This window comes from Nakamurella leprariae, assembly GCF_016918035.1.
Lineage (GTDB): Bacteria > Actinomycetota > Actinomycetes > Mycobacteriales > Nakamurellaceae > Nakamurella > Nakamurella leprariae.
The window spans coordinates 72,398-93,434 of sequence record NZ_JAERWK010000021.1 but is presented as its reverse complement, the minus strand read 5'-3'; the positions used below and the strand labels follow the sequence as shown (position 1 = coordinate 93,434).

The 21,037-nt window shown below is 71.7% G+C and carries 22 protein-coding genes; 12 read left to right on the top strand and 10 right to left on the bottom strand.

All coding sequences use genetic code 11. The features are described 5' to 3' along the window. Positions 1–61 precede the first annotated feature (61 nt). The 3 genes from JL106_RS16490 to JL106_RS16480 all read left to right on the top strand — a co-directional run bounded on the left by JL106_RS16490 (position 62) and on the right by JL106_RS16480 (position 2,714). Positions 62–706, top strand: coding sequence for a flavin reductase family protein (locus JL106_RS16490; protein WP_205261836.1), 645 nt, complete (start codon positions 62–64; stop codon positions 704–706). Continuing rightward, on the top strand, positions 703–1,554 hold the full coding sequence (locus JL106_RS16485) for a carbon-nitrogen family hydrolase (protein WP_205261834.1): 852 nt from the start codon (positions 703–705) through the stop codon (positions 1,552–1,554). Before JL106_RS16490 ends, JL106_RS16485 begins: the two co-directional genes overlap by 4 nt. 326 nt (positions 1,555–1,880) lie before the next feature. Next, the gene (locus tag JL106_RS16480) at positions 1,881–2,714 is read left to right on the top strand and encodes an enoyl-CoA hydratase/isomerase family protein (protein ID WP_205261833.1); all 834 of its coding nucleotides are present in this window, start codon (positions 1,881–1,883) and stop codon (positions 2,712–2,714) included. Positions 2,715–2,718: 4 nt separating this feature from the next. Here JL106_RS16480 and JL106_RS16475 read toward each other — a convergent pair whose 3' ends face one another. The 8 genes from JL106_RS16475 to JL106_RS16440 all read right to left on the bottom strand — a co-directional run bounded on the left by JL106_RS16475 (position 2,719) and on the right by JL106_RS16440 (position 9,570). Beyond that, positions 2,719–3,471, bottom strand: coding sequence for a YoaK family protein (locus tag JL106_RS16475; protein ID WP_205261832.1), 753 nt, complete (start codon positions 3,469–3,471; stop codon positions 2,719–2,721). Between the two features lie 20 nt (positions 3,472–3,491). Then, positions 3,492–4,760 (bottom strand): threonine/serine exporter family protein, encoded by a 1,269-nt coding sequence (locus tag JL106_RS16470; protein ID WP_205261831.1) that lies wholly within the window; start codon positions 4,758–4,760, stop codon positions 3,492–3,494. 68 nt (positions 4,761–4,828) lie between these two features. Continuing rightward, the gene (gene fumC / locus JL106_RS16465; RefSeq protein WP_205261942.1) at positions 4,829–6,259 is read right to left on the bottom strand and encodes a class II fumarate hydratase; all 1,431 of its coding nucleotides are present in this window, start codon (positions 6,257–6,259) and stop codon (positions 4,829–4,831) included. Positions 6,260–6,607: 348 nt separating this feature from the next. After that, positions 6,608–7,540, bottom strand: coding sequence for an amidohydrolase family protein (locus JL106_RS16460; RefSeq protein WP_236007811.1), 933 nt, complete (start codon positions 7,538–7,540; stop codon positions 6,608–6,610). 83 nt (positions 7,541–7,623) lie between these two features. After that, on the bottom strand, positions 7,624–7,839 hold the full coding sequence (locus tag JL106_RS16455; RefSeq protein WP_205261830.1) for a PIN domain-containing protein: 216 nt from the start codon (positions 7,837–7,839) through the stop codon (positions 7,624–7,626). Further along, the gene (locus JL106_RS16450) at positions 7,836–8,144 is read right to left on the bottom strand and encodes a hypothetical protein (RefSeq protein ID WP_205261829.1); all 309 of its coding nucleotides are present in this window, start codon (positions 8,142–8,144) and stop codon (positions 7,836–7,838) included. The genes JL106_RS16455 and JL106_RS16450 overlap by 4 nt, the downstream gene beginning before the upstream one ends. A gap of 23 nt (positions 8,145–8,167) precedes the next feature. Continuing rightward, the gene (locus JL106_RS16445) at positions 8,168–9,139 is read right to left on the bottom strand and encodes a DMT family transporter (protein ID WP_205261828.1); all 972 of its coding nucleotides are present in this window, start codon (positions 9,137–9,139) and stop codon (positions 8,168–8,170) included. Beyond that, complete coding sequence (locus tag JL106_RS16440) at positions 9,136–9,570, bottom strand: TIGR03668 family PPOX class F420-dependent oxidoreductase (protein WP_205261827.1); 435 nt, start codon at positions 9,568–9,570, stop codon at positions 9,136–9,138. Before JL106_RS16440 ends, JL106_RS16445 begins: the two co-directional genes overlap by 4 nt. A 242-nt stretch (positions 9,571–9,812) precedes the next feature. On the opposite strand from JL106_RS16440, the gene JL106_RS16435 reads away from it, so the two are divergent. The 7 genes from JL106_RS16435 to JL106_RS16405 all read left to right on the top strand — a co-directional run bounded on the left by JL106_RS16435 (position 9,813) and on the right by JL106_RS16405 (position 17,085). After that, a complete protein-coding gene (locus tag JL106_RS16435; RefSeq protein WP_205261826.1) occupies positions 9,813–10,982 on the top strand; it encodes an ABC transporter ATP-binding protein in 1,170 nt (389 codons plus the stop codon). A 28-nt stretch (positions 10,983–11,010) separates the two neighbouring features. Next, entirely contained in the window at positions 11,011–12,456 is a 1,446-nt protein-coding gene (locus tag JL106_RS16430) for an ABC transporter substrate-binding protein (protein WP_205261825.1), read from the top strand. Further along, positions 12,453–13,238: a tyrosine-protein phosphatase gene (locus JL106_RS16425; protein WP_205261824.1), complete on the top strand. Its 786-nt coding sequence runs from the start codon at positions 12,453–12,455 to the stop codon at positions 13,236–13,238. The genes JL106_RS16430 and JL106_RS16425 overlap by 4 nt, the downstream gene beginning before the upstream one ends. A 2-nt stretch (positions 13,239–13,240) precedes the next feature. Next, complete coding sequence (locus tag JL106_RS16420; RefSeq protein WP_205261823.1) at positions 13,241–14,134, top strand: metallophosphoesterase; 894 nt, start codon at positions 13,241–13,243, stop codon at positions 14,132–14,134. Then, positions 14,134–15,120 (top strand): carbohydrate ABC transporter permease, encoded by a 987-nt coding sequence (locus JL106_RS16415; RefSeq protein WP_205261822.1) that lies wholly within the window; start codon positions 14,134–14,136, stop codon positions 15,118–15,120. The genes JL106_RS16420 and JL106_RS16415 overlap by 1 nt, the downstream gene beginning before the upstream one ends. A 79-nt stretch (positions 15,121–15,199) precedes the next feature. Then, entirely contained in the window at positions 15,200–16,180 is a 981-nt protein-coding gene (locus JL106_RS16410) for a carbohydrate ABC transporter permease (RefSeq protein ID WP_205261821.1), read from the top strand. A 38-nt stretch (positions 16,181–16,218) separates the two neighbouring features. After that, a complete protein-coding gene (locus JL106_RS16405) occupies positions 16,219–17,085 on the top strand; it encodes a MurR/RpiR family transcriptional regulator (RefSeq protein WP_205261820.1) in 867 nt (288 codons plus the stop codon). Positions 17,086–17,094: 9 nt separating this feature from the next. Here the strand turns inward: JL106_RS16405 and JL106_RS16400 are convergent, their stop codons facing one another. Next, the gene (locus tag JL106_RS16400) at positions 17,095–18,015 is read right to left on the bottom strand and encodes a LysR family transcriptional regulator (RefSeq protein WP_205261819.1); all 921 of its coding nucleotides are present in this window, start codon (positions 18,013–18,015) and stop codon (positions 17,095–17,097) included. 73 nt (positions 18,016–18,088) lie between these two features. Here JL106_RS16400 and JL106_RS16395 point away from each other — a divergent pair, with 73 nt between their 5' ends. After that, positions 18,089–19,033, top strand: a complete 945-nt coding sequence (locus JL106_RS16395; protein ID WP_205261818.1) for an EamA family transporter — start codon at positions 18,089–18,091, stop codon at positions 19,031–19,033. Here JL106_RS16395 and JL106_RS16390 read toward each other — a convergent pair. Beyond that, the gene (locus tag JL106_RS16390; protein WP_205261817.1) at positions 18,996–19,139 is read right to left on the bottom strand and encodes a hypothetical protein; all 144 of its coding nucleotides are present in this window, start codon (positions 19,137–19,139) and stop codon (positions 18,996–18,998) included. The genes JL106_RS16395 and JL106_RS16390 overlap by 38 nt on opposite strands. 299 nt (positions 19,140–19,438) lie before the next feature. Between JL106_RS16390 and JL106_RS16385 the strand changes: the two genes are divergently transcribed. After that, a complete protein-coding gene (locus tag JL106_RS16385; protein WP_205261816.1) occupies positions 19,439–20,986 on the top strand; it encodes a sugar ABC transporter ATP-binding protein in 1,548 nt (515 codons plus the stop codon). Positions 20,987–21,037: the final 51 nt, after the last annotated feature.

Here is a 21,037-nt window from a genome sequence, read left to right as displayed (position 1 = left end):
GTGTCTCTCGCGAAGCGCCGTCGTCGGGACGGACGGCGAGACGGGTGATCTGGTGGCGGAAATGAACGAGACAGGGACGAGCACAGTGGAGATCCTCCACGAGGAACACGGTCTCAGCCCGGACGTCTTCCGGGACATCTTCCGGAACCACGCGGCCGGCGTCGCGCTCATCACGGCCGATGACGGGACGGCTCCGGTGGCGTTGACGGTCACCTCCGTCGGCTCGGTCAGCGCCGATCCGCCCCTGCTGATGTTCTCGCTGCCCGGGCGGTCATCGGTGTCGCCGGTCATCCACCGAGCGGAGACGCTCGTCGTCCACCTCCTGGGCGCCGACCAGCTCCACCTGGCCGAGTTGGGCGCCACCAGCGGCGTCGACCGGTTCCCCGATGCTCAACAGTGGACCCGGCTGCCAACAGGGGAGCCGTTGTTCCACGCAGCCCGGTCCTGGATCCGGGGACGGACGGTCCATCGGTTCGAGGTCGGGACCGCGACGATCGTCGTCGTGCACGCGCTGGAATCGGGCACACAGGGCGAGCACGAGCCGGGCCGGGACGGGCGGCCACTGGTCCACCACAACCGCACCTGGCACGCGATCAGCGACCGTTCCCTGGTCGAGCGCAATGACCACGGCGCGGCAACAACCATCGGGGGCGCGCGATGGATCGAGTCCGCCGGCACGGAAGCGGCCAGTGGAGGCGAGTCATGAGTCGGGCTGGGGCAGCGGGGCGGGTGCTCCGGGTCCGGGTGGTGCAGGTCGCCTACGACGATCGCGAGTCGGTCACCGACCGTGTCCATCGAGTCGCCGACCTCGTCCGGGGGCAACGCGACGCGGACCTGATCGTGCTGCCCGAGCTCTGGGCGCCCGGCTACTTCACGTTCGCGGAGTGGTCTGAGCGTGCTGAACTGCTGGACGGCCCCACCGTCTCACTGCTCGCCGAGGCGGCAGCCCAAGTGGGTGCCTTCGTGCACGCCGGGTCGATCCTCGAGCGGGCGGCCGAGGGCCGACCGCGCAGCGGAGAGCCGGGCAGCCGGCGGTTGTGGAACACCTCGATCGTGCTCGGCCGAGATGGGTCATGCATCGCCCAGTACCGGAAGATCCATCCGTTCGGGTTCGGGGAGGGCGAGCCCACCTTGATCGACCCGGGAACGAGCATCAGCACCGCCCTGCTCGGCCACGAACACGATCCCGGTGGGATCACCCTGGGGCTGGCGACCTGTTACGACCTGCGATTCCCCGAACTGTTCCGTCAGCTCGCTGCGGTCGGTTCGACGATCTTCGCGATCCCCGCTGCCTGGCCGGCTGCACGGCGCGAACACTGGGAGGTCCTTGGGCGGGCCCGGGCGATCGAGAACCAGGCGTTCGTCATCCAGTGCAACACCGGTGGCACCCACGGCGGAGTCGAGCTGGGCGGCCACAGCCAAGTCATCTCACCTCGCGGTGAGGTGCTCGCCCGAGCCGGTGCCGGCGAGGAGGTGCTGACGGTCGACATCGATCTGGACGAGCTCGAGGATTATCGACAGGCGTTCCCCGTCCTGGCGGATCGGCGACTGTGACCCAGAGCCGCCCGGTCACCGTCGCCCGGTGTGGACTCAGGTCAGGCCTGGATGGGCTCTTCGAGCGGCATGGCATCGGATCAGCCTGCCGTTCGACCCGAGTCGGAGTGGAGCCGGGAGCACGGGGGCAAGCCGGCACACGCGGTTGACCGTCCGGGACACCCGATGCCCCGACCTCGGACGATTGGCTGGCGGTGGTCCAGTACGAGGACATGGCGCCCTGCTGGCGATGATCGGCCGTGGGTGGTGATGGGCGGCGCGTCGACGATGGCTGCGATCCGTCGGGCCGCGGACCTCACCCGACCACCGCCCGCTACCGTGCCGCGATGGATCTCTTCCGGACCGAGCTGCGCGACGACGGCGTCTTCGTGGCGGCCTACGAGAACCCCCCGATGAACTACTTCACCGGCCAGGCCACCGCGGAGCTCGGCGAGCTCGTCGCCCGCTGGCGGTACCCGGACGTGCGGGCGGTGGTGATCACCGGCGCGCCAGAAGGGCAGTACATCACCCACTTCAGCGTGGAGGAGGTCCTCGAGCGCGCCGCTGATCTCGACCACCTGCGCGCCCATCACCCGGAGCGCTTCGCGAACCGCAACGCGCTGCTGCAGGCCATCACCTACCTGGACAAACCGGTGGTCGCGGCCATCACCGGAGACGCCGGCGGGGCCGGGCTGGAACTGTCGCTGAACTGCGACATCCGCATCATGCAGCGCGGCGACTTCCGGGTCGGCTTCCCGGAGGCCGCGCTGGGCATCCTGACCGGCACCGGGTCGCAGCTGCTCACCAAGATCATCGGCCACGGGCGGGCCCTCGATTTCCTGCTGCGCAGCCGGTACGTCTCACCCGAGGGAGCGCTGGAACTCGGCATCGTGAACGAACTGGCCGACGACGCCAAGGCCCGCGGCATCGAGGTCGCCTCCGGCCTGGCCCGGCAGTCACCGGCGGCGCTCGCCGCGGCCAAGCGGTCGGTGGTCCGCGGCGGCAACCTGCCGATCGCCGAGGGCCTGCGCATCGAGGCCGAGGAATGGCTCAAGGCCGGCTTGCAGCCGCAGGCCATCGAGCTCATGCAGAGCTACGTCAACACCCCGTACGACCAGCGCCGCGCGTGGGTCGAGGAGCACGGGGTGTGGCCGGAGCCGGGCATGGCCACCGGCAGCTGAGCCGTCAGCTGGTCCGGTCCGCGGGAGCCCGAACGGCGGTCCGGTTGCGCAGCGCGGGCACCAGCACCACCACCAGCGCGGCAGCGAAGGGCGCCAGCGAGCCGAGATCGTCGACCGCCCCACACACCGCGGCCCCGACCAGACAGCCGGCCAGGAACCCGGTCAGCAGCGGCCAGGTCCGCCGCCAGGCGGCCCGGTCGGCCGGATCCGGGCCACGTCCGCTCGACCGGCTGCCGGCCCTCCCCAGCAGCACCCGCACGCCGGCGACGGTGGCCTCCACGACGTTGCCGGTCATCACTGCGGTGGTCGGTGAGCCGGGCACGGCCACGTGCAGCAGGGCGTTCTGCACGGCCATGGCCGCCACGGCCAGCAGGCCGGTGATCGCGGCCAGAGCGGTGCCGGGGTGGGTGGAGACCCGGAAGCCGATGCCGACGGCGGCAGCGCCGGCCAGCAGCACCGCCTGCGCGGTCAGCAGCGGGACGGTCCAGGACGCAGCCGGCCGCGCCGACCGGGTGATCACCGCGGTCACCAGCGCGGCGACCGCGACGAAGCACGGGATGGCCAGTACGGACGCCAGGTTCACCGACCGGCCGGTGCCGACATCGGCGGCCAGCACCACCAGGTTGCCGGTGATGTGGGCGCTGAACACCCCGTGCAGCAGCACGAAGGTGGTGACGTCGGTGAGGCCGGCCACCACGCTCAGCGCCAACGGCAGCCGGCCGGGGCCCGTCGTCGCGCGGTCGTGCGTGGTGGTCACGCTCGCCTCACCATCTCGCCTCACCAGGAGACCGGGGTGCCGGTCCGCAGCCGCTGCACCAGCCCGTAGCAGGCGGTCGGCACGATGAACCCGATGGCCATCGCCATCACGGTGAGCGCGGCGACGTTGGCGTTGTCGACCGCCGACTGCACGAGTTCGGTGGCTTGGGCCCCCGTCGCGTCCTGCAGCATCGACAACGCGGCCAGAGTGCGGAACACCAACAACCCGGGCATCAACGACACCACCGACGCGAACCCGATGGCCGAGAAGGGCAGCTGCAGCCGGCGGGACACCGGGACGAGGACGAACCCGGCGACCAGGCAGGCCAGACCGGCCCCGACCCAGGATTCGACGTGCCAGTGGTAGATGGCCACCCACCGCAGCGCATGCACCCCGGCGCCGACCAGGAACGGCCAGATCAGGATGCGCAGCGGCGCGGAGTAGAAGACGCCGTAGCAGACGGCGACCACGCCGCCGGCGAGAGCATCCAGAGCGATGGGGATCTCGCGCCCGGCCGGGTCGAGGACCAGCGTCGCGCCGCCGGCGGCCAGGCCGAGCAGCAGGCCGGCCGCGATCGCGACCAGGGTGACGGTGGCGAAGGTGAGCCGGGCCAGACCCAACGGGATCCGCCCCGCGGCCAGGTCGAACGCGCCGTTCAGCAGGTGCGGTCCCGGCACCAGCACCATGCACGGGCACACGGCGATGAGCCGCAGGGGTGAGCTGACGTCGAGATCGACGGCCAGAGCACCGATCAGCCCGGCCAGGAACGCCGCCACCCCGGCCTGCCAGAAGTTCGACCCGCCCAGCCGGCCGATGCCGCGGCGCACGAACGCACCGAGGCCGGCCGACACCGCGATGGCCAGCAGCCCCTGCCAGTGGTCGATGCCGAAGATCACCGCCAGGGCGCACGCGCCGACCGCGCAGGCCGCGGCGAACAACCAGACGTTGGCCAGCGGCTGCCGACGGGCGGTGTCGATCGCCGCCAGCGACTCCCGGACGGTCTTCCGGCCGCCCGAGAAGTCGTTCACCGCATGGTCGATGCCCACCACGCGGTTCATCCCGACCACCGACGGGGCGGCCGAGAACCGGCGTTCCACCGGCGGATGACCGGGCACCGTGGTGGTCACCGACGACTCGCTCCAGCCGAGTGTGACCGTGGCCGTGCCGCCGGCACCGCCCGCGACCTGGGCGGCCCGCTCGGCGATCCGCTCGGACTCGGCGCCGTTGGCCAGCAGTCCGGCCACGGCCGCGGCGGTCAGGTCGGCGGCCGCCTCCGGATCGGTCCGCACCGGGCGCGGTGCCGCCCCCGCTGCATTCCCTGGTCCGGAGGCGGCCGGAGCCCGGCGCTCGACGTCGGTCACGCGCCCTGCACGCCGTGCCCGACGAGGGCGGCCGGGACCACGATGGAGTCGAACTGTTGCTCGGTGACGTGGCCGGAGGCCAGTGCTGCCTGCTTGAGCGTCTGGTCGTTGGCCAGGGCGTTCTCGGCGATGTGGGCGGCGTTCTGGTAACCGATGACCGGGCTGAGCGCGGTGACCAGCATCAGGCTCTCGCCCACGTAGCTCTCGATCTTGGGTCGGTTCAGCTCGGTCCCGGAGACGGAGTACTTCACGAACTTCTCGATACCGTCGCCCAGGATCCGCGCCGAGTGCAGGAAGTTGTTGATGATCACCGGGCGCATGGCGTTGAGCTCGAAGTTGCCCTGGGAGCCGGAGAACGCGATGGCGGCGTCGTCACCCAGCACCTGGATGCTGATCATGACCATGGCCTCGCACTGGGTCGGGTTCACCTTGCCCGGCATGATCGAGCTGCCCGGCTCGTTCTGCGGCAGCAGCAGTTCCGCGAAGCCGGTGCGCGGACCCGACGCCAACCACCGCATGTCGTTGGCGATCTTCATCAACGCCACCGCCAACCCACGCAGCGCCGCACTCGCCCGCACCATCGCATCCAGCGACCCCTGCGCGGCGAACTTGTTCGGAGCGGTCACGAACTGCTTGCCGGTCAACTCGGCGATGGTCAGAGCGATGTCCTGACTGAACCCCTCGGGGGCGTTCAGACCGGTGCCGACGGCGGTGCCACCGGCGGCCAGCTCGAGCAGCCCGCCGCGACTGTGCTCGATCTCCTGGATGCAGGAGCGGATCTGGGCGGCGTAGCCGGACCACTCCTGGCCGACGGTCAACGGCACCGCGTCCTCGAGGTGGGTGCGGCCGATCTTGACCACATCCATCCACTCGATCGCCTTGCGCTCCAGCTCGTCGGCCAGCGTGGTCACCCGCGGCAGCAACTTGCTGTCGATCTCGGTGATGGCCGCGATGTGCATGGCCGTCGGGAACGTGTCGTTGCTGGACTGGCCCATGTTCACGTCGTCGTTCGGGCCGACCGGCTGCTGGCTGCCCAGGGTCCCACCCAGCAGCTGGATGGCCCGGTTCGAGAGCACCTCGTTGACGTTCATGTTGCTCTGCGTGCCGGACCCGGTCTGCCACACGAACAGCGGGTACTGCTCGTCCAGGTCACCCGCGATGGTCTCCTCGGCCGCCTTGACGATCGCGTCGGCCTTCCACTGCGGCAGCCGTCCGGCCCGGCTGTTCACGATCGCGGCGGCCTTCTTGACGTACCCGTACGCCCGGTAGACCTCCTTGGGCATGTGGTCCCCACCGATGTCGAAGTGCTGCAACGACCGCTGCGTCTGCGCACCCCAGTAATGATCGGCCGGCACCTCCACCTTCCCCATGCTGTCGAACTCGGTGCGGGTCCCGGTGGCCTCGAGGCCGATGGGCACGTCCCGCATCGCCGGAACGGTGTCGGCAGGCGCCTGGGTCGCCGAACTGGGCGCGGGCGCGTGGTCCTGCACGGTCATGGTGGTGACCTTCCATGGGTGGGGGCACCGAGGACCGGTGCGGACTGGGCGGGGGCGCGTCCCCGGCCGGGCCCACCGGGAGCCTGTCCGACGCGACCTCGTCGCGCAGAGTTTGATAACAGAGAGTGGCGAAGTCAATGCGTTGAGCGACTGCCACGCCTTCGGGTGACGGCCGGTCCCGGACGGCGGACTGGATGCCGACGGCCGGTGCGCAGCGTGCAGCCCCCGCCACGATCGCGGTCGGCACCGATCGGTCGGACAGCAGCCTGGCCGGCTCGCTCAGCTCGGCGGCAGCCCTAGCAGCCGCGCGCCGTTGTCCCACAGCACGGCGCGCAGCCAGTCGCGGCCCAGCCCGAGCCGGGCGAGCGCCTGCAGCTGGTGCGCGTACGGGTAGGGGATGTTCGGGAAGTCGGTGCCCAGCACCACCTTGGACCGCAGGACGCCGAGCCGCTGGACGTAGCCGGGCGGCAGTGGCGCGAAGCGTTCGGTGAAGTCGGTGGCGGCCATGGTGGTGTCCAGGTGGACGCCCGGGTACTCCTCGGCCAGATCGGCGAAGGCGTGGTACTCGGGCATCCCCAGGTGGGCGATGACCAGGGTCAGCTCCGGATGGGTCTGCAGCAACCGGCGCACCGGGTCGGCGCCGGTGTGCTCACCGGGCCGTGGCCCGGACCCGGCGTGCAGCACCACCGGGACCCGGCGGCGGGCCAGCTCGGCCCAGGCCTCGTCCAGCAGCGGGTCGTCCGGGGCGAAGCCGCCCACCTGGATGTGCACCTTGAGCAGCCGGGCGCCGGCGTCCAGCGCCTCGGTGACGTACTCGGCCACGTCCGGTTCCGGATACAGGGTGGCGCAGTGCAGCCCGTCCGGGACGCGGGCGGCGAACTCGGCGCCCCACTCGTTCAGCCACCGGGCCATGCCCGGCTTGTGCGCATAGGTCAGCGCCGGGATCACCGGCAGGCCGAACTCCCGCAGCAGCTCCAGCCGGCGGTCCTCGGGCAGCCGGTAGGTGATCGGCCACGGGTAGCCGTAGTGCTCATCCGCGTGGTCGAACACCGCCCACACCTTCTGCAGCATCCGCTCGGGCAGGAAGTGCACGTGCACGTCGGCCAGGCCGGGCAGGCCCAGCGCCGCCGTCCACCGGGGGATGTCGGCGTCGTCAGCGGGCCCCGGGGGCTTCGGCGCCGTCTCCGGCCCCATGCGCGATTCGGCGAGCATCGGTCCAGCATCCCCCGAGCCGTGATCAGCTGTCCCGGCGGGAACCGGTCCGGTCGGCGATCACCGGCTTGGTCACTCGACCGTCAGGGCGCACGGACCTCGAGCACGCGTCGGGAGACCGGGAACGGGTCGAAGACCGCGACGGAAGCGTCGAACCGACGTTGCCTGGCGGCTCGCTCCACCGGGTCGACGGCACCGTTGATCCCACTCGCCAACTCGAACAGGGTCAGGATCGAGATGGACGCACCCTCGACGACCAGACCGTTGACCAGCACGTTGCTGTCGATCAGGACGCTCACGGTCGGGTCAAACGCTCCTCGATCCCAGACGTCCGCTGGTACGGATCGTTCGGATCGTCGTCGAAGGACTCGCGGATGTCCCGGACCCAGTCCTCAGCGTGCTCGCGGCTCAGTGGCGCGTCGTCGTACCAGGCCCGGAAGGTCTGGGCGCTCACGGATCGTCGGGGTCGGGTCGGTGGCGGGCTCATGCGGAGGATCCCGAAACTCTCGCCGTTGACGGTGACCTCGAACTCCTCGCCGTCACGCAGTTCGCGCAGGGCCCGCCCGCTCTCGTTGCGCACTTCGCGCTGGCTGATCCTCCGCACCAGTCGAGCGTGGCGATCAAGTGCTACGGCGACGGCGGCCGGCGCGGCGCTGCTGCTGTGTCGGTGGCGCCGGGCATCTCCGGCAACGGAGCGCGCGGCCTGAACCGGGCGGCGCGGCGGGCGGCCCGGAGTCCGGCCAGGTTGAACACCAGCACCCCCGCGATGAACAGGCCCACGCTGGCCAGCGTCGCCGCGGTCGGCCGTTCGCCGAACATCGGGATCGCCGCCAGGGTGACCAGCACCGGGCTGATGGCACTCAGCGTCGCGGCCGGTTCGGCACCGAGCCGCCGGACCGCGATCGTGTAGCCGAGGGACGCCAGCACCCCGACGCCGACCCCCTGCACCAGGCCGTAGAGCACCACGTCGGAGACCGTCGCGGTCGCGGGGAACAGGTGCGACGGGGTGATGCCGATGCCGATGGCCAGCAGCGCGCCGATCAGGCAGGCCGTGCAGACGGTGAGGGCGGCGCCGACCGGGTCGAGTCCGGTGGCGCGCAGCGCGAGGGTGTAGACGCTCCAGGCCAGTCCGGCCACCGCGAGCGCCGCCACTCCGGCGGCCTGCGCGCCGCTGCCGACGGTCAGCACACTGACGACCACGCCGGCCACGATCACCAGCAGCCCGAGCAGCTGCACCGGGCTGGTCCGGACCCGCCAGATCAGGGAGGCCAGCCCGGCCACGAACAGCGGCACCACTCCGGGGATGACGCTGCCGACCAGCGCGGCGCTGGTCAGGTGCCCGCCGATCGCGGACGCCACGAAGTGCGGGGCGGCGCCCGCGCACAGCGCCAGCACCACGAGCGGGCGCTCGGTGCGCAGCCGGCGCCAGGTCCGCGGGATCCACGGCGAGAGCACCAGCAGCGGGACGGCGAACCGCAGCACGGCGACGTCCGCGGGGGTCAGCGACGAGGTGCCGATGCCACGGATGCTCAGCGCGAATCCGGTCCAGCACACCAGGGCGGTCGTCATGGCCAGCAGGCCGACCGTGCGGGAACTCATGCCGCGGCCCAGCCGCTCCAGCGCTGCACGACCGCCCACACCACGGCGCCGAAGCCGCTGCCGGCCAGTTGTGGGTACCGCCCGACCAGCGCGGCCAGAGCCGCTTCGCGGCGCGGTCCAGCGGTGAGCACCGTGGTCACCGTGTCGGCCCGCACCCACCACAACCGGGACCAGTCCTCGTCGTAGCTGTCGACCAGGAACGCGGCCCGCGGCTCGGCGGCCAGGTGTTCGAGCCGGCGCAACTCCCGGGTCCGCTTGGGCTTGTCGTCCACGGCGAACACCACCGCCGCGCCCGCCGGGGCGGCGTCGTCCGCCAGCACCGCGACGGTCACCGGCACGAGGAACGGCGCGCCGTCCGGGGTGACGGTAGCCAGCCGGGCCACGCGGGCGTCGGCGAACCGGTGTCGGCAGTCGGGGGGATGCAGGCGCACGCCCGTCAGTCTGGCCGCCGGTACCGACCACGCTGACCCCACCCGTCGAACTCACGCCCCGCGACCCGGCCGCGGTGGTGGTGACCGTGCGTGACGACGCCTCATCACTTCGAGCCGACCCGTCGACACCTCGTCATCTGTCGTCCATCTCGGCGGGGTCGATCGGTTCCCTGCGGCCGACACAGTCGTCGACGTAACGACGTGACGCGGAGACAGCGCGCTGAAGTAACGGAGAGACGTCCATGGCTCGCATCGAGATCGAACAGCTCAGTCGCCGATTCGGCGCCACCGTCGCGGTGGACGCGGTCGACCTGACCATCCTCGACGGCGAGTTCGTCGCCCTCCTCGGCCCCAGCGGCTGCGGCAAGACGACGCTGCTGCGCATGCTGGCCGGCCTGCTGCCGCCGACCGGCGGCCGGGTGCTGCTGGACGGCCGGGACATCACCAACGCCTCGCCCAAGGACCGGGACCTGGCGATGGTGTTCCAGAGTTACGCCCTCTACCCGCATCTCACGGTGGCCAAGAACCTGGCCTACCCGCTGCGCAGCCGCCGGGTGGCCAAGGAGCAGATCACCGAGAAGGTCGCGGCGGTGGCCGAGCAGCTCGCGCTCACCCCGTACCTCTCCCGCCGACCGAAGGAGCTCTCCGGCGGTCAGCGGCAGCGAGTCGCGTTGGGCCGGGCCATGGTCCGCAATCCCGCGGCGTTCCTGATGGACGAGCCGCTGTCCAACCTGGACGCCAAGCTGCGCACCGCCACCCGCACCGAACTGGCCGCCCTGCACCGCGGGCTCGACGCGACCTTCGTCTACGTCACCCACGACCAGGTGGAGGCCATGACCATGGCCAACCGCATCGTGGTGATGAACGGGGGGCGGGTCGAACAGGTCGGTACCCCCGAGGACGTCTACGACGCACCGGCTTCCGTGTTCGTGGCCACCTTCCTGGGCGCCCCGCCGATGAACGTGCTGCCGGCCACCATCACCACCGACCGCGCCGCCGATCCCGCCGGCCGGGTCGTCGCCACCGGCGACGGACTGCGCGCGGAGCTGTGGTCCGGTCCGACCCCGGACCGCGACGTCGTGGTCGGCGTCCGGCCGGAACGGCTGCGGCTCGCCGCACGCCCCAGCTCGGTGGTCGGAGCCCGTGATCGCTCGTTCCTCGCTCTCCCGACTCCTCCGGGATGCCCGGTCCGACTGGACGGCGTGGTCGAGGCGGTGGAGAACCTCGGCAGCGAGGAGGTCGCCTTCTGCCGCGTCGGCGACGTCCAGGTCGCCGTCCGAGGACCGCGACCACTGAGCCTGGTCACCGGCGAACCCGTGCCCCTCACCTGCGATCCCGACGACCTCCACCTGTTCGACGCCGCGACCGGCCGCCGCCTGCGGTGGGTCGAGCACGCCGTCCCGGTGGCCTGACCCCCGAAACCTGAAGGGACCCCCCAGCATGTCGATCCCCTCCTCCCTCCGGCCCCGCCGGGCGGTGACCGGCCCTCGCCTCGGCACCAGGTCCACGCGGACCGCGCTGGTCGCGCTGGCTCTCGCCGTCGGCCTGACCCTCACCGCCTGCGGCGGCGCCACCAGCGACGCCACCACCGACGCGGCGGCCGGCGGCGGAAGCGGCAGTGGTACCGCCGGTGCCGCGCCCACGCTGACGCCCGGCGAGCCGGTCACCATCACCTTCGAGACCTACAACCTGCTCAACGCCGGGCCGTGGACGGACACCATCAACGGCCTGGTCGCCGACTTCGAGGCCGAGCACCCCGACATCGACGTGACCGCCCAGGCCCCGCAGGGCGGCCTGGCCAACCTGACCGGCAGTGTCCAGCAGCAGCTGGTGGCTGGGAACCCGCCGGACGTCGCCCAGCTCGGGTTCGGCGATCGTCGGTTCGCAGCCGAGTCGCTCGGCGCGGTGAACTTCAACCAGGTCTTCGGGGACGAGGCGGTCACCACCCAGTTCGACGGCTCCGACGGACAGCACCCGTTCCACGAGAAGACCCGTGCCATGGGCGACATCGACGGTGACACCTACGGGATGCCCTACGTGTTCTCCACCCCGGTGCTCTGGTACAACGCCGACCTGTTCCGGGCGGCCGGTCTCGACCCGGAGCAGCCGCCGACCACCTGGGCGGCGTTCAAGGAGGACGCGCTGGCCGTCACCGCGGCCTCTGAGGCCGACGGCGGGTACCTCGCGTGCCTGGGCTCTGGCGCCGGTGATTGGTGCCTGCAGGGCGTCATCCGCTCCAACGACGGCCGGGTGCTGGCCGAGGACGGCAGCACCATCGCCTGGGGCGAGGACGGTTCCGTCGGTGCGCTGGGCATGTGGCAGGACCTGGTGACCAGCGGTGCCTCACCGGACATGGACACCACCGACGCCCAGGAGGCGTTCCAGACCGGCAAGCTCGGCATGTTCCTGCAGACCAGCGCGGTGCAGTCGGCGCTGAGCGCCGCCGCCGAGGGCCACTTCGAGCTGCGCGCCGCGCAGATGCCGGCCTTCGAGGGCCACGAGGCCGTTCCCACCAACTCCGGGTCGGCGCTGTACTCGTTCTCCCAGGACCCGGCCAAGCAGGCCGCGGCGTGGGAGTTCATCAAGTACATGACCAGTGACCACGCCTACACCGAGATCACCAGCGGCATCGGCTATCTGCCGCTGCGCGTCGGCCTGGTCGACGACCCGGACGGACTGCAGACCTGGGCGGCCGCCCACCCGCTCATCGAGCCGAACCTCGAGCAGCTGGATCGGCTGGAGCCGACGGTCGCCTACCCGGGTGACCAGTACGGCCAGATCCTGACCCTGCTCACCGATTCGGCCACCGAGGTCGTCTACCGCGGCGCCGATCCGGCCGCCACCATGCAGGCGTCGCAGGAGCGCGCCCAGGGGCTGGTGTCGTGACCGCCGTCGCCGACCGACGAGATGTGCCCGTCCCCGGGGCGTTCAACGTCCGGGACGTGGGCGGCTACCCCGCGGCCGGGGGCCGCACCGCCTGGGGTGTGCTGCTGCGCTCCGGCGGGCTGCACTCCGTGGACGACGAGGGGCGCTGTGTGCTGGCTGATCTCGGCCTGCACACGGTGGTCGACCTGCGGGAGGACGCCGAGCGGGACCACTCGCCCAGCGCGCTGACCGGCACCGGCCTGACCCCGCTGGCCCGGCCCATCTACGGCGGCGCGGTGTCCGCCTTCGCCGCGGGCCGTACGCTGCCCACCCTGTCCGAGCTGTACCACGAGATGCTCGCCGACCGCGGGGCCGCGCTCACCGCCGCGGTCCGCGAGCTGGCCCGGCCCGGCGCGCTGCCGGCGCTGGTGCACTGTGCGGCCGGCAAGGACCGCACCGGCGTGGTCGTCGCGCTCACCCTGGCCGCGGTCGGGGTACCGGACGGGGTGATCGCGCAGGACTACGCGCTCACCGCCGACCGGCTGCCGGCCGCGCTCTTCGCCGCACTGCCCGTCCCGGAGGAGCTGGACGCCCACGGGCGCACCCTGCTGCACGCCATCTACCGGGAGAGCCCGGCGGACGTGATGACCACGGTGCTGCAGACCCTGCGGGACGACCACGGCTCCGCCGAGGCGTTCCTGCGGCACCACGGGATGACCACCGAGGAACTCGACACCCTGCGCACTGCCCTGGTCGTGGCCGACCCGACCGTCCCGACCGTCCCCGCCGAGAACGGAGCCTGACCATGACCAGCGCGAACCCCAGTCGGAACCTGCTGCACCTGACCGACTCCCACGTCGTCGCCGAGGGCGAGCTGCTGCACGGCAGCGTCGACAGCCTGGACAACCTGCGCCGCATCCTGGACGCAGCCGAGGCGAGCGGCACCGCCACCGACGCCATCCTGCTGACCGGCGACCTCACCGACACCGGTGTCCCGGAGGCCTACCGGCGGCTGCGCGCCGTGGTCGAGCCGGTGGCCGCCCGGATGGGCGCCCAGGTGGTCTGGGCGATGGGAAACCACGATGAGCGGTCGGCGTTCTCGTCCGAGCTGCTCGACGACCCGGACGCCGGCCAGCGCAGCGTGGACAGCGTCACCATGGTCGGCGGTCTGCGGATCCTGGTCCTGGACAGCACCGTCCCGGGTCACCACCACGGTCGGATCGACGAGGAGCAGTACACCTGGCTGGCCGACCAGCTCGCCGAGCCCGCTCCCGAGGGCACCGTGGTGGTCGTGCACCACCCGCCGGTGCCGGCCGAGGGCGAGATGGCCCTGGCCGTCGGCTTCCACGACGCACAGCGCTTCACCGACGCCATCGCCGGGACCGACGTGCGGGTCGTGCTGGCCGGCCACACCCACGCCCCGGCCGCCAGCGTGCTCGGCTCGGCCTTCCTGTGGGTCGGGGGAGCGGTGGCCTACGCGTTCGACGGCACCGCGCCCGCCGGCACGCTGCGCGGCCGTCCCGCGCCGTCGTTCAGCCGGATCGACCTGCGTGGACCCCGGACCGGCGCCGGCAGCATCGTCACCGCCAGCAGCGTCCCGCTGCCGCCGGTCGGTGAGCCGCCGGTCTACGAGGTCACCGCCGAGCAGATGGCCGCTGCGATCCTGGCCCACTCGGCCGCCCCGGCGACCGCGTCCTGATGCTGGTCGAGACCGCGCCCGGGCCGGCGACCGCCGCCGGCCCGGGCCCCCTGCTGACGAAGCCGCCGTCCGGACCGCCGGTCGCGGCCAAGGCCCCGGCGGGGTCGCGGTGGTGGGTGCGAGTGCGCCCGTACCTGTACCTGCTGCCGGCCGTGGCCGGACTGGTGCTCTGGGTGTACCGCCCGCTGGTGCAGACCGTCGAGTGGTCCTTCTACGACTGGAACCTGCTGCCCACCACGCCGAAACGCTGGGTGGGCCTGGACAACTACTCGGACATCGCGGCGCTGCCCGAGATGCGCCAGGCCGTGGTCAACACCGGGTGGTACGTGCTGGGTCTGCTGCCGTTCGCCGTCGCCATCCCGATGGTCATCGCGCTGCTCAGCCGCAAGGTCGGCGGCCGGGCCCGCGGCTTCTACCAGGCCCTGGTCTTCGTGCCGATGCTGGTGACACCGGTTGCCACCGCTGCAATCTGGCGGTGGATGATGCAGCCCGACGGCATCATCAACCAGGCGCTCGGCACCATCGGCGTCGACCCGGGCAACTGGTTCCGCAACTCGCCGACCGCGATCATCGCGATCATCCTCATCACCGGCTGGCAGATCACCGGGTTCGCCGTGCTCATCTTCGCGGCCGGACTGGCCGGCATCGACGGCGAGTACGACCAGGCCGCGGCCCTGGACGGCGCCTCGCGCTGGCGCATCCTGCGGACCATCACGTTGCCGCTGCTCTCACCCACGGTGCTGTTCATGACCTTGATGACGGTGCTGCTCTCGGCTCAGTGGACCTTCGCGCTGCTCGACCTGCTCACCCAGGGCGGGCCGTCCGGCACCACCATGAACATCTACTACCTGCTGTACCGGTTCGGCTTCTCCAGTTTCGACGTCGGGTACGCCTCGGCCGCCTCGGTGGCGTTCTTCGCCGCCTTCGGTGTCCTGGCCGCCGGGATGCTCACGCTGATGCGCCGGTTCAGTTTCTACGACAACTGACCCCGGACGCCCGGCCGGTGCGGTGCGAATGCCCGCGCCGGCTGGACCGGTCCACCCACCTCCTGCCCCCGGAGCTGTTGTGCTGATCCTGGAAGACCTGCCGCTGTCCACTCCGCCCACTGGCGCCGGAGCCGCCGAGACGCGTTCCATTGCAACGGGTCCGCGTCCGGCCGACCGTTCCGCCGAGCACGGCCGCGACGCTGCATGGTCGGAGCCCGCGCTCCCTCGTTCCTCGCTCGCGCGACTCCTGCGCCCGTCCTGGTGGCGCGGCATCGGTGGGCACGTGGTGCTGGCGGTGGTCGGGGTGCTGAGCGCGTTCCCGGTCTACTGGATGTACGCCACCTCGGTGAAACCGGCCCAGGACGTGCTCGACCAGTCCCTGGTCCCGACGTCGTTCACCTTCGACAACTACTCGCACGTCCTGGCCACCCTGCCGTTCGGCGGCATGATGCTCGGCACCTTCGTGATGGCCGCGGCGGTGGCGATCGGCACCGTGGTGACCGCGGTGCTGGCCTCGTTCGCGTTGGCCCGCTGGGAGTTCCCCAGCAAGCGGATCATCATGCTGCTGATCGTCTGCACCTGGCTGGTCCCGGCCCAGGCCACCATGCTGCCCAACTACGTGCTCATCTCCCAGCTGGGCCTGCTGGAGACCATCTCGGCCGTGGTGGTGCCACAGGTGGTCTCGGCCGTGTCGGTGCTGATGTTGTTCCAGCACATCAGTGCGTTCCCCAAAGAGCTGTTCGACGCGGCCACCATGGACGGCCGGTCGGCGTTCAACCAGCTGTGGACGGTGCTGCTGCCGAATCTGCGGCCGTCGATCGCAGCGGTGGCCATCCTGGCCTTCATCTCGGCCTGGAACGAGTACTTCTGGCCGACCATGGTGATGCGGCAGACCGACCAGCTCATCCAGGTGGGCATCCGGTCCTTCCTGACGTCCGAGGGCAACGACTGGGGGGCGCTGATGGCCGCCGCCGGGCTGGCCTGCCTGCCGGTGTTCGCGCTGTACCTGGCCCTGCAGCGGCAGGTCGTGGACGCCTTCGTGCGGTCAGGACTGCGGTGAGCCGGGAGTCCGGTCCAGGCGCGTCATACCCTGCGCGGATGACCCCACCCGCGCCGTCGGAGGCGCTGGCCCGGATCCGGGCCATGGTCGGTCGGCTGGTGGCCAGCGAGCGCCGCGTCGCCGAGGTGGTCCTGGCTGATCCCGAGCGGGTGCTGGGCTGGTCGGTGGCCGACGTGGCCGAAGCGGCCAGCACGTCGACCGCGACTGTGGTGCGGGCCTGTCAGCGCTTCGGCTTCACCGGGTTCCCGCAACTGCGGATGGTGCTGGCCCGCGAGTTGCCCGGGATCGCGGCTGCGCCCGACCGCACCACGGTGGCCGGCATCTTCGCCACGGCCATCGAGAGCCTGCGGCTGTCCGCCGACATGGTCGACCAGCGGCAGGTCGACCGCGCGGTGATGGCGCTGGCGTCGGCCCGCCGCCGGCTGTTCGTGGGCACCGGGGCGTCGGCCGCGCCCGTCCAGGACGCCGCTCTGCGGTTCATCTGCAGTGGGTGGCCGACGGAGGCGCCCGCCGACGGGGTCACCCAGTCGCTGACCGCGCGCCTGCTCTCAGCGGACGACGTGTGCCTGGCCGTCAGTCACAGTGGGGCCAACCAACCCACCCTGGACACCGTCGCCGCGGCCCGGGAGGCCGGTGCGACCACCATCGGCATCTCCAGCTACCCCGACTCCGCGCTGGCCCGGCTGGTCGACATCCCGCTCATCGCCGGTCTGGTCACCGGGTCCGACGGCGTCGACGTGGTCACCGGCCGGATCTCCCACCTGCTGCTGCTGCACGCGCTGCAGGTCAGCGTGGCCGGCACCGACCCGGCCGCGACCAGCGTGGCCCAGGGCAAGGTGCTGGGCGTGCTCAAGGGCATCGCGGCGGAGTCCCCGCGGGACGAACGGTCGAGCTGGACGCTGTAGGCCGCGTGGTCAGCCGCAGACCGTAGCCGCCTCGGCGACCAGGTCGTCCAGCACCGTGCGCACCGCAAGCCGGGCCGCCCGGTCGGGTCGCGACAGCGCCTCGATCACCCGGCCGGCGCGGATCTCCTTGAGCGGCACCAGGGCGAATCGGCCCGCCGCCCGCTCCGCGCTGGTGTGCCGGGGCAGCAGGCCGATGCCGTGACCGGCGGTGATCAGCTTCTCGATGAGCGGCAGGTGGGTGGTGCGCCGGACCACCCGCACCGGCACCCCGGACCGGGCGGCGATGGCGGTCAGCACCCGGTCGATCGGGTAGTCCGGCGGCGGCACGATCCACGCCTCCCCATCCAGGTCCTGCGGGGTGACGGACGCCCGCTGGGCCAACGGGTGATCCAGCGGTAGGCCGACGTCCATCGGCTCGCGGAGCAGCAGCGTCGTCCGCAGCTGCGGCCGGTCCGGTACCACCACGTCGTTCGACCGGTGCGCGACCACGATGTCGTAGTCGGCGGTCAGCCCGGCGAACGCCTGCTCGGCCACGTCCTGGTCGAAGGTGTCCAGCTGGAGTCCGGGGTAGCGGGACAGCCGGTGCAACAGGCCGGGAATCAACAGTTCCGCGGCGGAGTGGAACGACGCGAGCCGCACCGTCCCACCCACCTCGCCGCGGAACGAGTGCCAGCCGGCCTGCGCCTCCTCGAGCGCGGTCGCCACCGTGACGGCGCCGACGACCAGGGCCCGACCCGCGTCGGTGAGCTGGACGCCGCGCCCCACCCGCTCCACCAACGGCACCCCGACCTGCCGCTGCAGTGCCTTGAGTTGTTGCGACACCGCCGACGGCGTCCGCCCGACCGCCGCTGCGACCGCGGTCACCGAGCCCCGGTCGGCCAGCTCGCGCAGCAACGCCAGCTGGTCGAGATCCAGCCGGTCGGTCCTCATTGCAGTGACGCTACAGCGTCACTGTGCGGAACGGTGCTTGTGCTTCACGATGCCCGGCTGTCAGCCTCGTCGGGTGACCACCCGCGACCGCCTGCTCGCCGTGCTCGTCGCCGTCTGCTGGGGACTGAACTTCCCCGCGACCGCGCTGGCGTTGGAACACTTCCCGCCGCTGCTCATGGTGGCCGTTCGGTTCGCGATCATCGCCGTGCCGACGCTGTTCCTGGTACGGCGCCCGGCCATCCCGGTGCGCTGGCTGGTCGGGGTCGGGATGGGCATCGGCACCCTGCAGTTCGCGTTCCTCTACCTGGGCATGGCCGCCGGGATGCCCAGCGGCCTGGCGTCCCTGGTGCTGCAGGCGTCCGCACCGTTCACGGTGGTGCTGGCCGGGATCTTCCTGCGCGAGCGGCTCTCCGGCCGCCAGGTGGTCGGCATCCTGACCGCGGTCGTGGGTCTCGCCGTCATCGCCGCCCACCGCGCCCAGGTGGCCGCGCTGCTGCCGGTCGTGCTCACCCTGTGCGGCGCGCTGGGCTGGGCCGTCGGCAATGTGTGCAGCCGGCAGGCCAAGGCGCCGAACGCCTTCCACCTCACCCTGTGGATGTCCACGATCCCGGTGCTGCCGATGCTGGCACTGTCGTTCATCGTCGAGGGTCCGCAACGGATCTGGGCATCGTTGTCGACGGCCGCGACCGCCGCCGCACTGCCGGCCGTGCTCGGCCTGCTGTACGTGGTCCTGGTGGCGACCCTGATCGGCTACGGCATCTGGAACACCCTGCTGAGCCGCTACCCGTCCAGCACCGTGGCGCCGTTCTCCATGCTGGTCCCGGTGGTCGGCGTGCTCTCGTCCTGGCTGATCTTCGACGAGGGGGTGGACCCCGTCGAGCTCATCGCCGGAGCGGCGATCATCGGTGGCGTGCTGCTCAGCTCGATGCGGCGACGCGTGCGGAACCGGCCGGCTCCGGAGAACCCCGGTCCGGAGTCGGTCAGCCCGACAACGCTTCGGCCAGCGCGCGGTCGGTGACCATCTCGTCGACGAACCCGGCCCGGGCCACGGCGTGGGCCGCGCCACCCGAACGGCGCACGCCGTCCCCGAGCCGGATCGGCGGGCAGAGGTTACGTTGTCGCATCTGGTCACCACCCGGCGTCACAGGCAGCTCGTCCCGCATCGATCCAACGGAGGATCCGCGATGCCTGGAAGTCTGATGTGCTCGCGGCGAGGGACATCCGCGCTGCTGCGCGCCGTCGTCCGTCACGGACCCTGAGCCTCGAGCGAACCGGCGCGACCACGACCGGACCGCCCGTCCGGGACCCCCGCCGAGGACCCGGATCCACCCAGGGCTCGTTCCTGACCCGGGCGCCGCCGCGCGCAGTTCCCAGTGCCGCGCAACCCGTTCCCGCTGTTCCGCTCTGCGCATGGAGGCCCCCGATGACTTCGGACCAGCACGGTCACGACCCGACCACCGACCCGCAGCAGACCGTCGCCTTCCGGGCGACGGGTGTGAAGAAGCACTACCCCGGCGTCAAGGCCCTCGACGGCGTCGACCTCACCGGGTACGCCGGCGAGGTGCTGGCCGTCTGCGGCGCCAACGGCGCCGGTAAGTCGACGTTCGCCAAGCTGCTGGCCGGCGTCGAGACCCCCACCGACGGCGATATCATGGTGGCGGGCTACCCGCACCCGGTCCGCAACGCCGCCGAGGCCGAGCAGGCCGGGGTGCTGATGATGCACCAGGAGCCGCTCATCATCGACGACTTCACAGTGGGGGAGAACGTCTGGCTCTACAAGCTGCGCGCCGGGCGGGACATCCGCCCGTGGGCGCAGAAGACGAACACCAACAGCCAGCGGACCCGCGAGGTGCTGCGCGGGGTCGGCCTCGGGCACCTGCGGACCACCGAGCTCGCCCGCGGACTGGGACCCGGTCAGCGGCAGATGCTCTCGTTGAGCCGGGCCGCGGTGACCAAGCACAGGATCATGATCCTGGACGAGACCACGGCGTCGACCAGCGAGGAGCACTTCAACGACATCCTCGACCTCGTCCGCCGCGAGAAGGCGGCCGGAACCTGCATCATCTTCGTCTCGCACCGCCTCAACGAGGTGTTCGCCATGGCGGATCGCATCGCGGTGCTGCGCAACGGCCGGCTGGTCGACGTCGTCCGGGCCGCCGACTCCAGCCCGGACGACGTGACGGCCCTGATGATCGGGCAGGCGCTCAAGGCGCTGGCCCGCCCCGCACCGGTCGAGCACCACGGTGCCCCGCCGGTCATCTCGGTCCAGGACCTGTACGGGGGATCCGCCCGCGGTGTCTCCTTCGACGTCCGGTCCGGCGAGATCGTCGGGCTGTACGGCCTCGTCGGCAGCGGTCGATCCTCGGTCGCCCGCACCGTGACCGGCCAGCGGCAGGCCGTCGGCGGCGTCGTCACGATGCGCGGCGAGCGCATCAAGCTGAGCACGCCCGGCGATGCGCTGCGCCGTCGCATCGCCTACCTGACCGAGGACCGCCGGCTCGAGGGCTTCGTGAACGACTTCGACAACGGCCAGAACATGAGCCTGGTGGTGCTGCCCCGGATGGCCCGGGCCGGCGTCGTCAACGCCGGTCAGGAGAAGGCCCGGGTCAAGGAGCTGATCCGGGACTTCCAGGTCAAGGGCGGCGTCAAGACGATGACGAAGTCCCTGTCCGGCGGCAACCAGCAGAAGGTCGTGGTGGCCAAGTGGCTCGAGGCCGACCCCGACTTCGTGGTGCTCGACGAGCCCACCAAGGGCATCGATGTCGGCGCCCGGGCCAACATCTACGAGATCATCCAGTCGGTGGCCGCCCGCGGCAAAGCGGTGCTGGTCGTCTCCAGCGAAGCCGAGGAACTGCTCTCCCTCTGCCACCGGATCCTGGTGATGCGCAACGGCAAGGTCGTCGCCGAGTTCGATCCCGAACACGCCGACACCGACGACCTCATCCGTACCGCCCTCACCCACCAGGACTGATCCCGCCCGTCCCGCCTCGGCGGCGAGCGCCGCCATCCGGACGCCATCGGA

Coding starts and splice junctions, on each gene's coding strand:
- JL106_RS16460 (WP_236007811.1), bottom strand. CDS start 7,540: ATGCTCGCCGAATCGCGCATGGGGCCGGAGACGGCGCCGAAGCCCCCG.
- JL106_RS16485 (WP_205261834.1), top strand. CDS start 703: ATGAGTCGGGCTGGGGCAGCGGGGCGGGTGCTCCGGGTCCGGGTGGTG.
- JL106_RS16405 (WP_205261820.1), top strand. CDS start 16,219: ATGACCCCACCCGCGCCGTCGGAGGCGCTGGCCCGGATCCGGGCCATG.
- JL106_RS16435 (WP_205261826.1), top strand. CDS start 9,813: ATGGCTCGCATCGAGATCGAACAGCTCAGTCGCCGATTCGGCGCCACC.
- JL106_RS16385 (WP_205261816.1), top strand. CDS start 19,439: ATGACTTCGGACCAGCACGGTCACGACCCGACCACCGACCCGCAGCAG.
- JL106_RS16390 (WP_205261817.1), bottom strand. CDS start 19,139: ATGCGACAACGTAACCTCTGCCCGCCGATCCGGCTCGGGGACGGCGTG.
- JL106_RS16490 (WP_205261836.1), top strand. CDS start 62: ATGAACGAGACAGGGACGAGCACAGTGGAGATCCTCCACGAGGAACAC.
- JL106_RS16430 (WP_205261825.1), top strand. CDS start 11,011: ATGTCGATCCCCTCCTCCCTCCGGCCCCGCCGGGCGGTGACCGGCCCT.
- JL106_RS16420 (WP_205261823.1), top strand. CDS start 13,241: ATGACCAGCGCGAACCCCAGTCGGAACCTGCTGCACCTGACCGACTCC.
- JL106_RS16400 (WP_205261819.1), bottom strand. CDS start 18,015: ATGAGGACCGACCGGCTGGATCTCGACCAGCTGGCGTTGCTGCGCGAG.
- JL106_RS16445 (WP_205261828.1), bottom strand. CDS start 9,139: ATGAGTTCCCGCACGGTCGGCCTGCTGGCCATGACGACCGCCCTGGTG.
- JL106_RS16480 (WP_205261833.1), top strand. CDS start 1,881: ATGGATCTCTTCCGGACCGAGCTGCGCGACGACGGCGTCTTCGTGGCG.
- fumC (WP_205261942.1), bottom strand. CDS start 6,259: ATGCGGGACGTGCCCATCGGCCTCGAGGCCACCGGGACCCGCACCGAG.
- JL106_RS16415 (WP_205261822.1), top strand. CDS start 14,134: ATGCTGGTCGAGACCGCGCCCGGGCCGGCGACCGCCGCCGGCCCGGGC.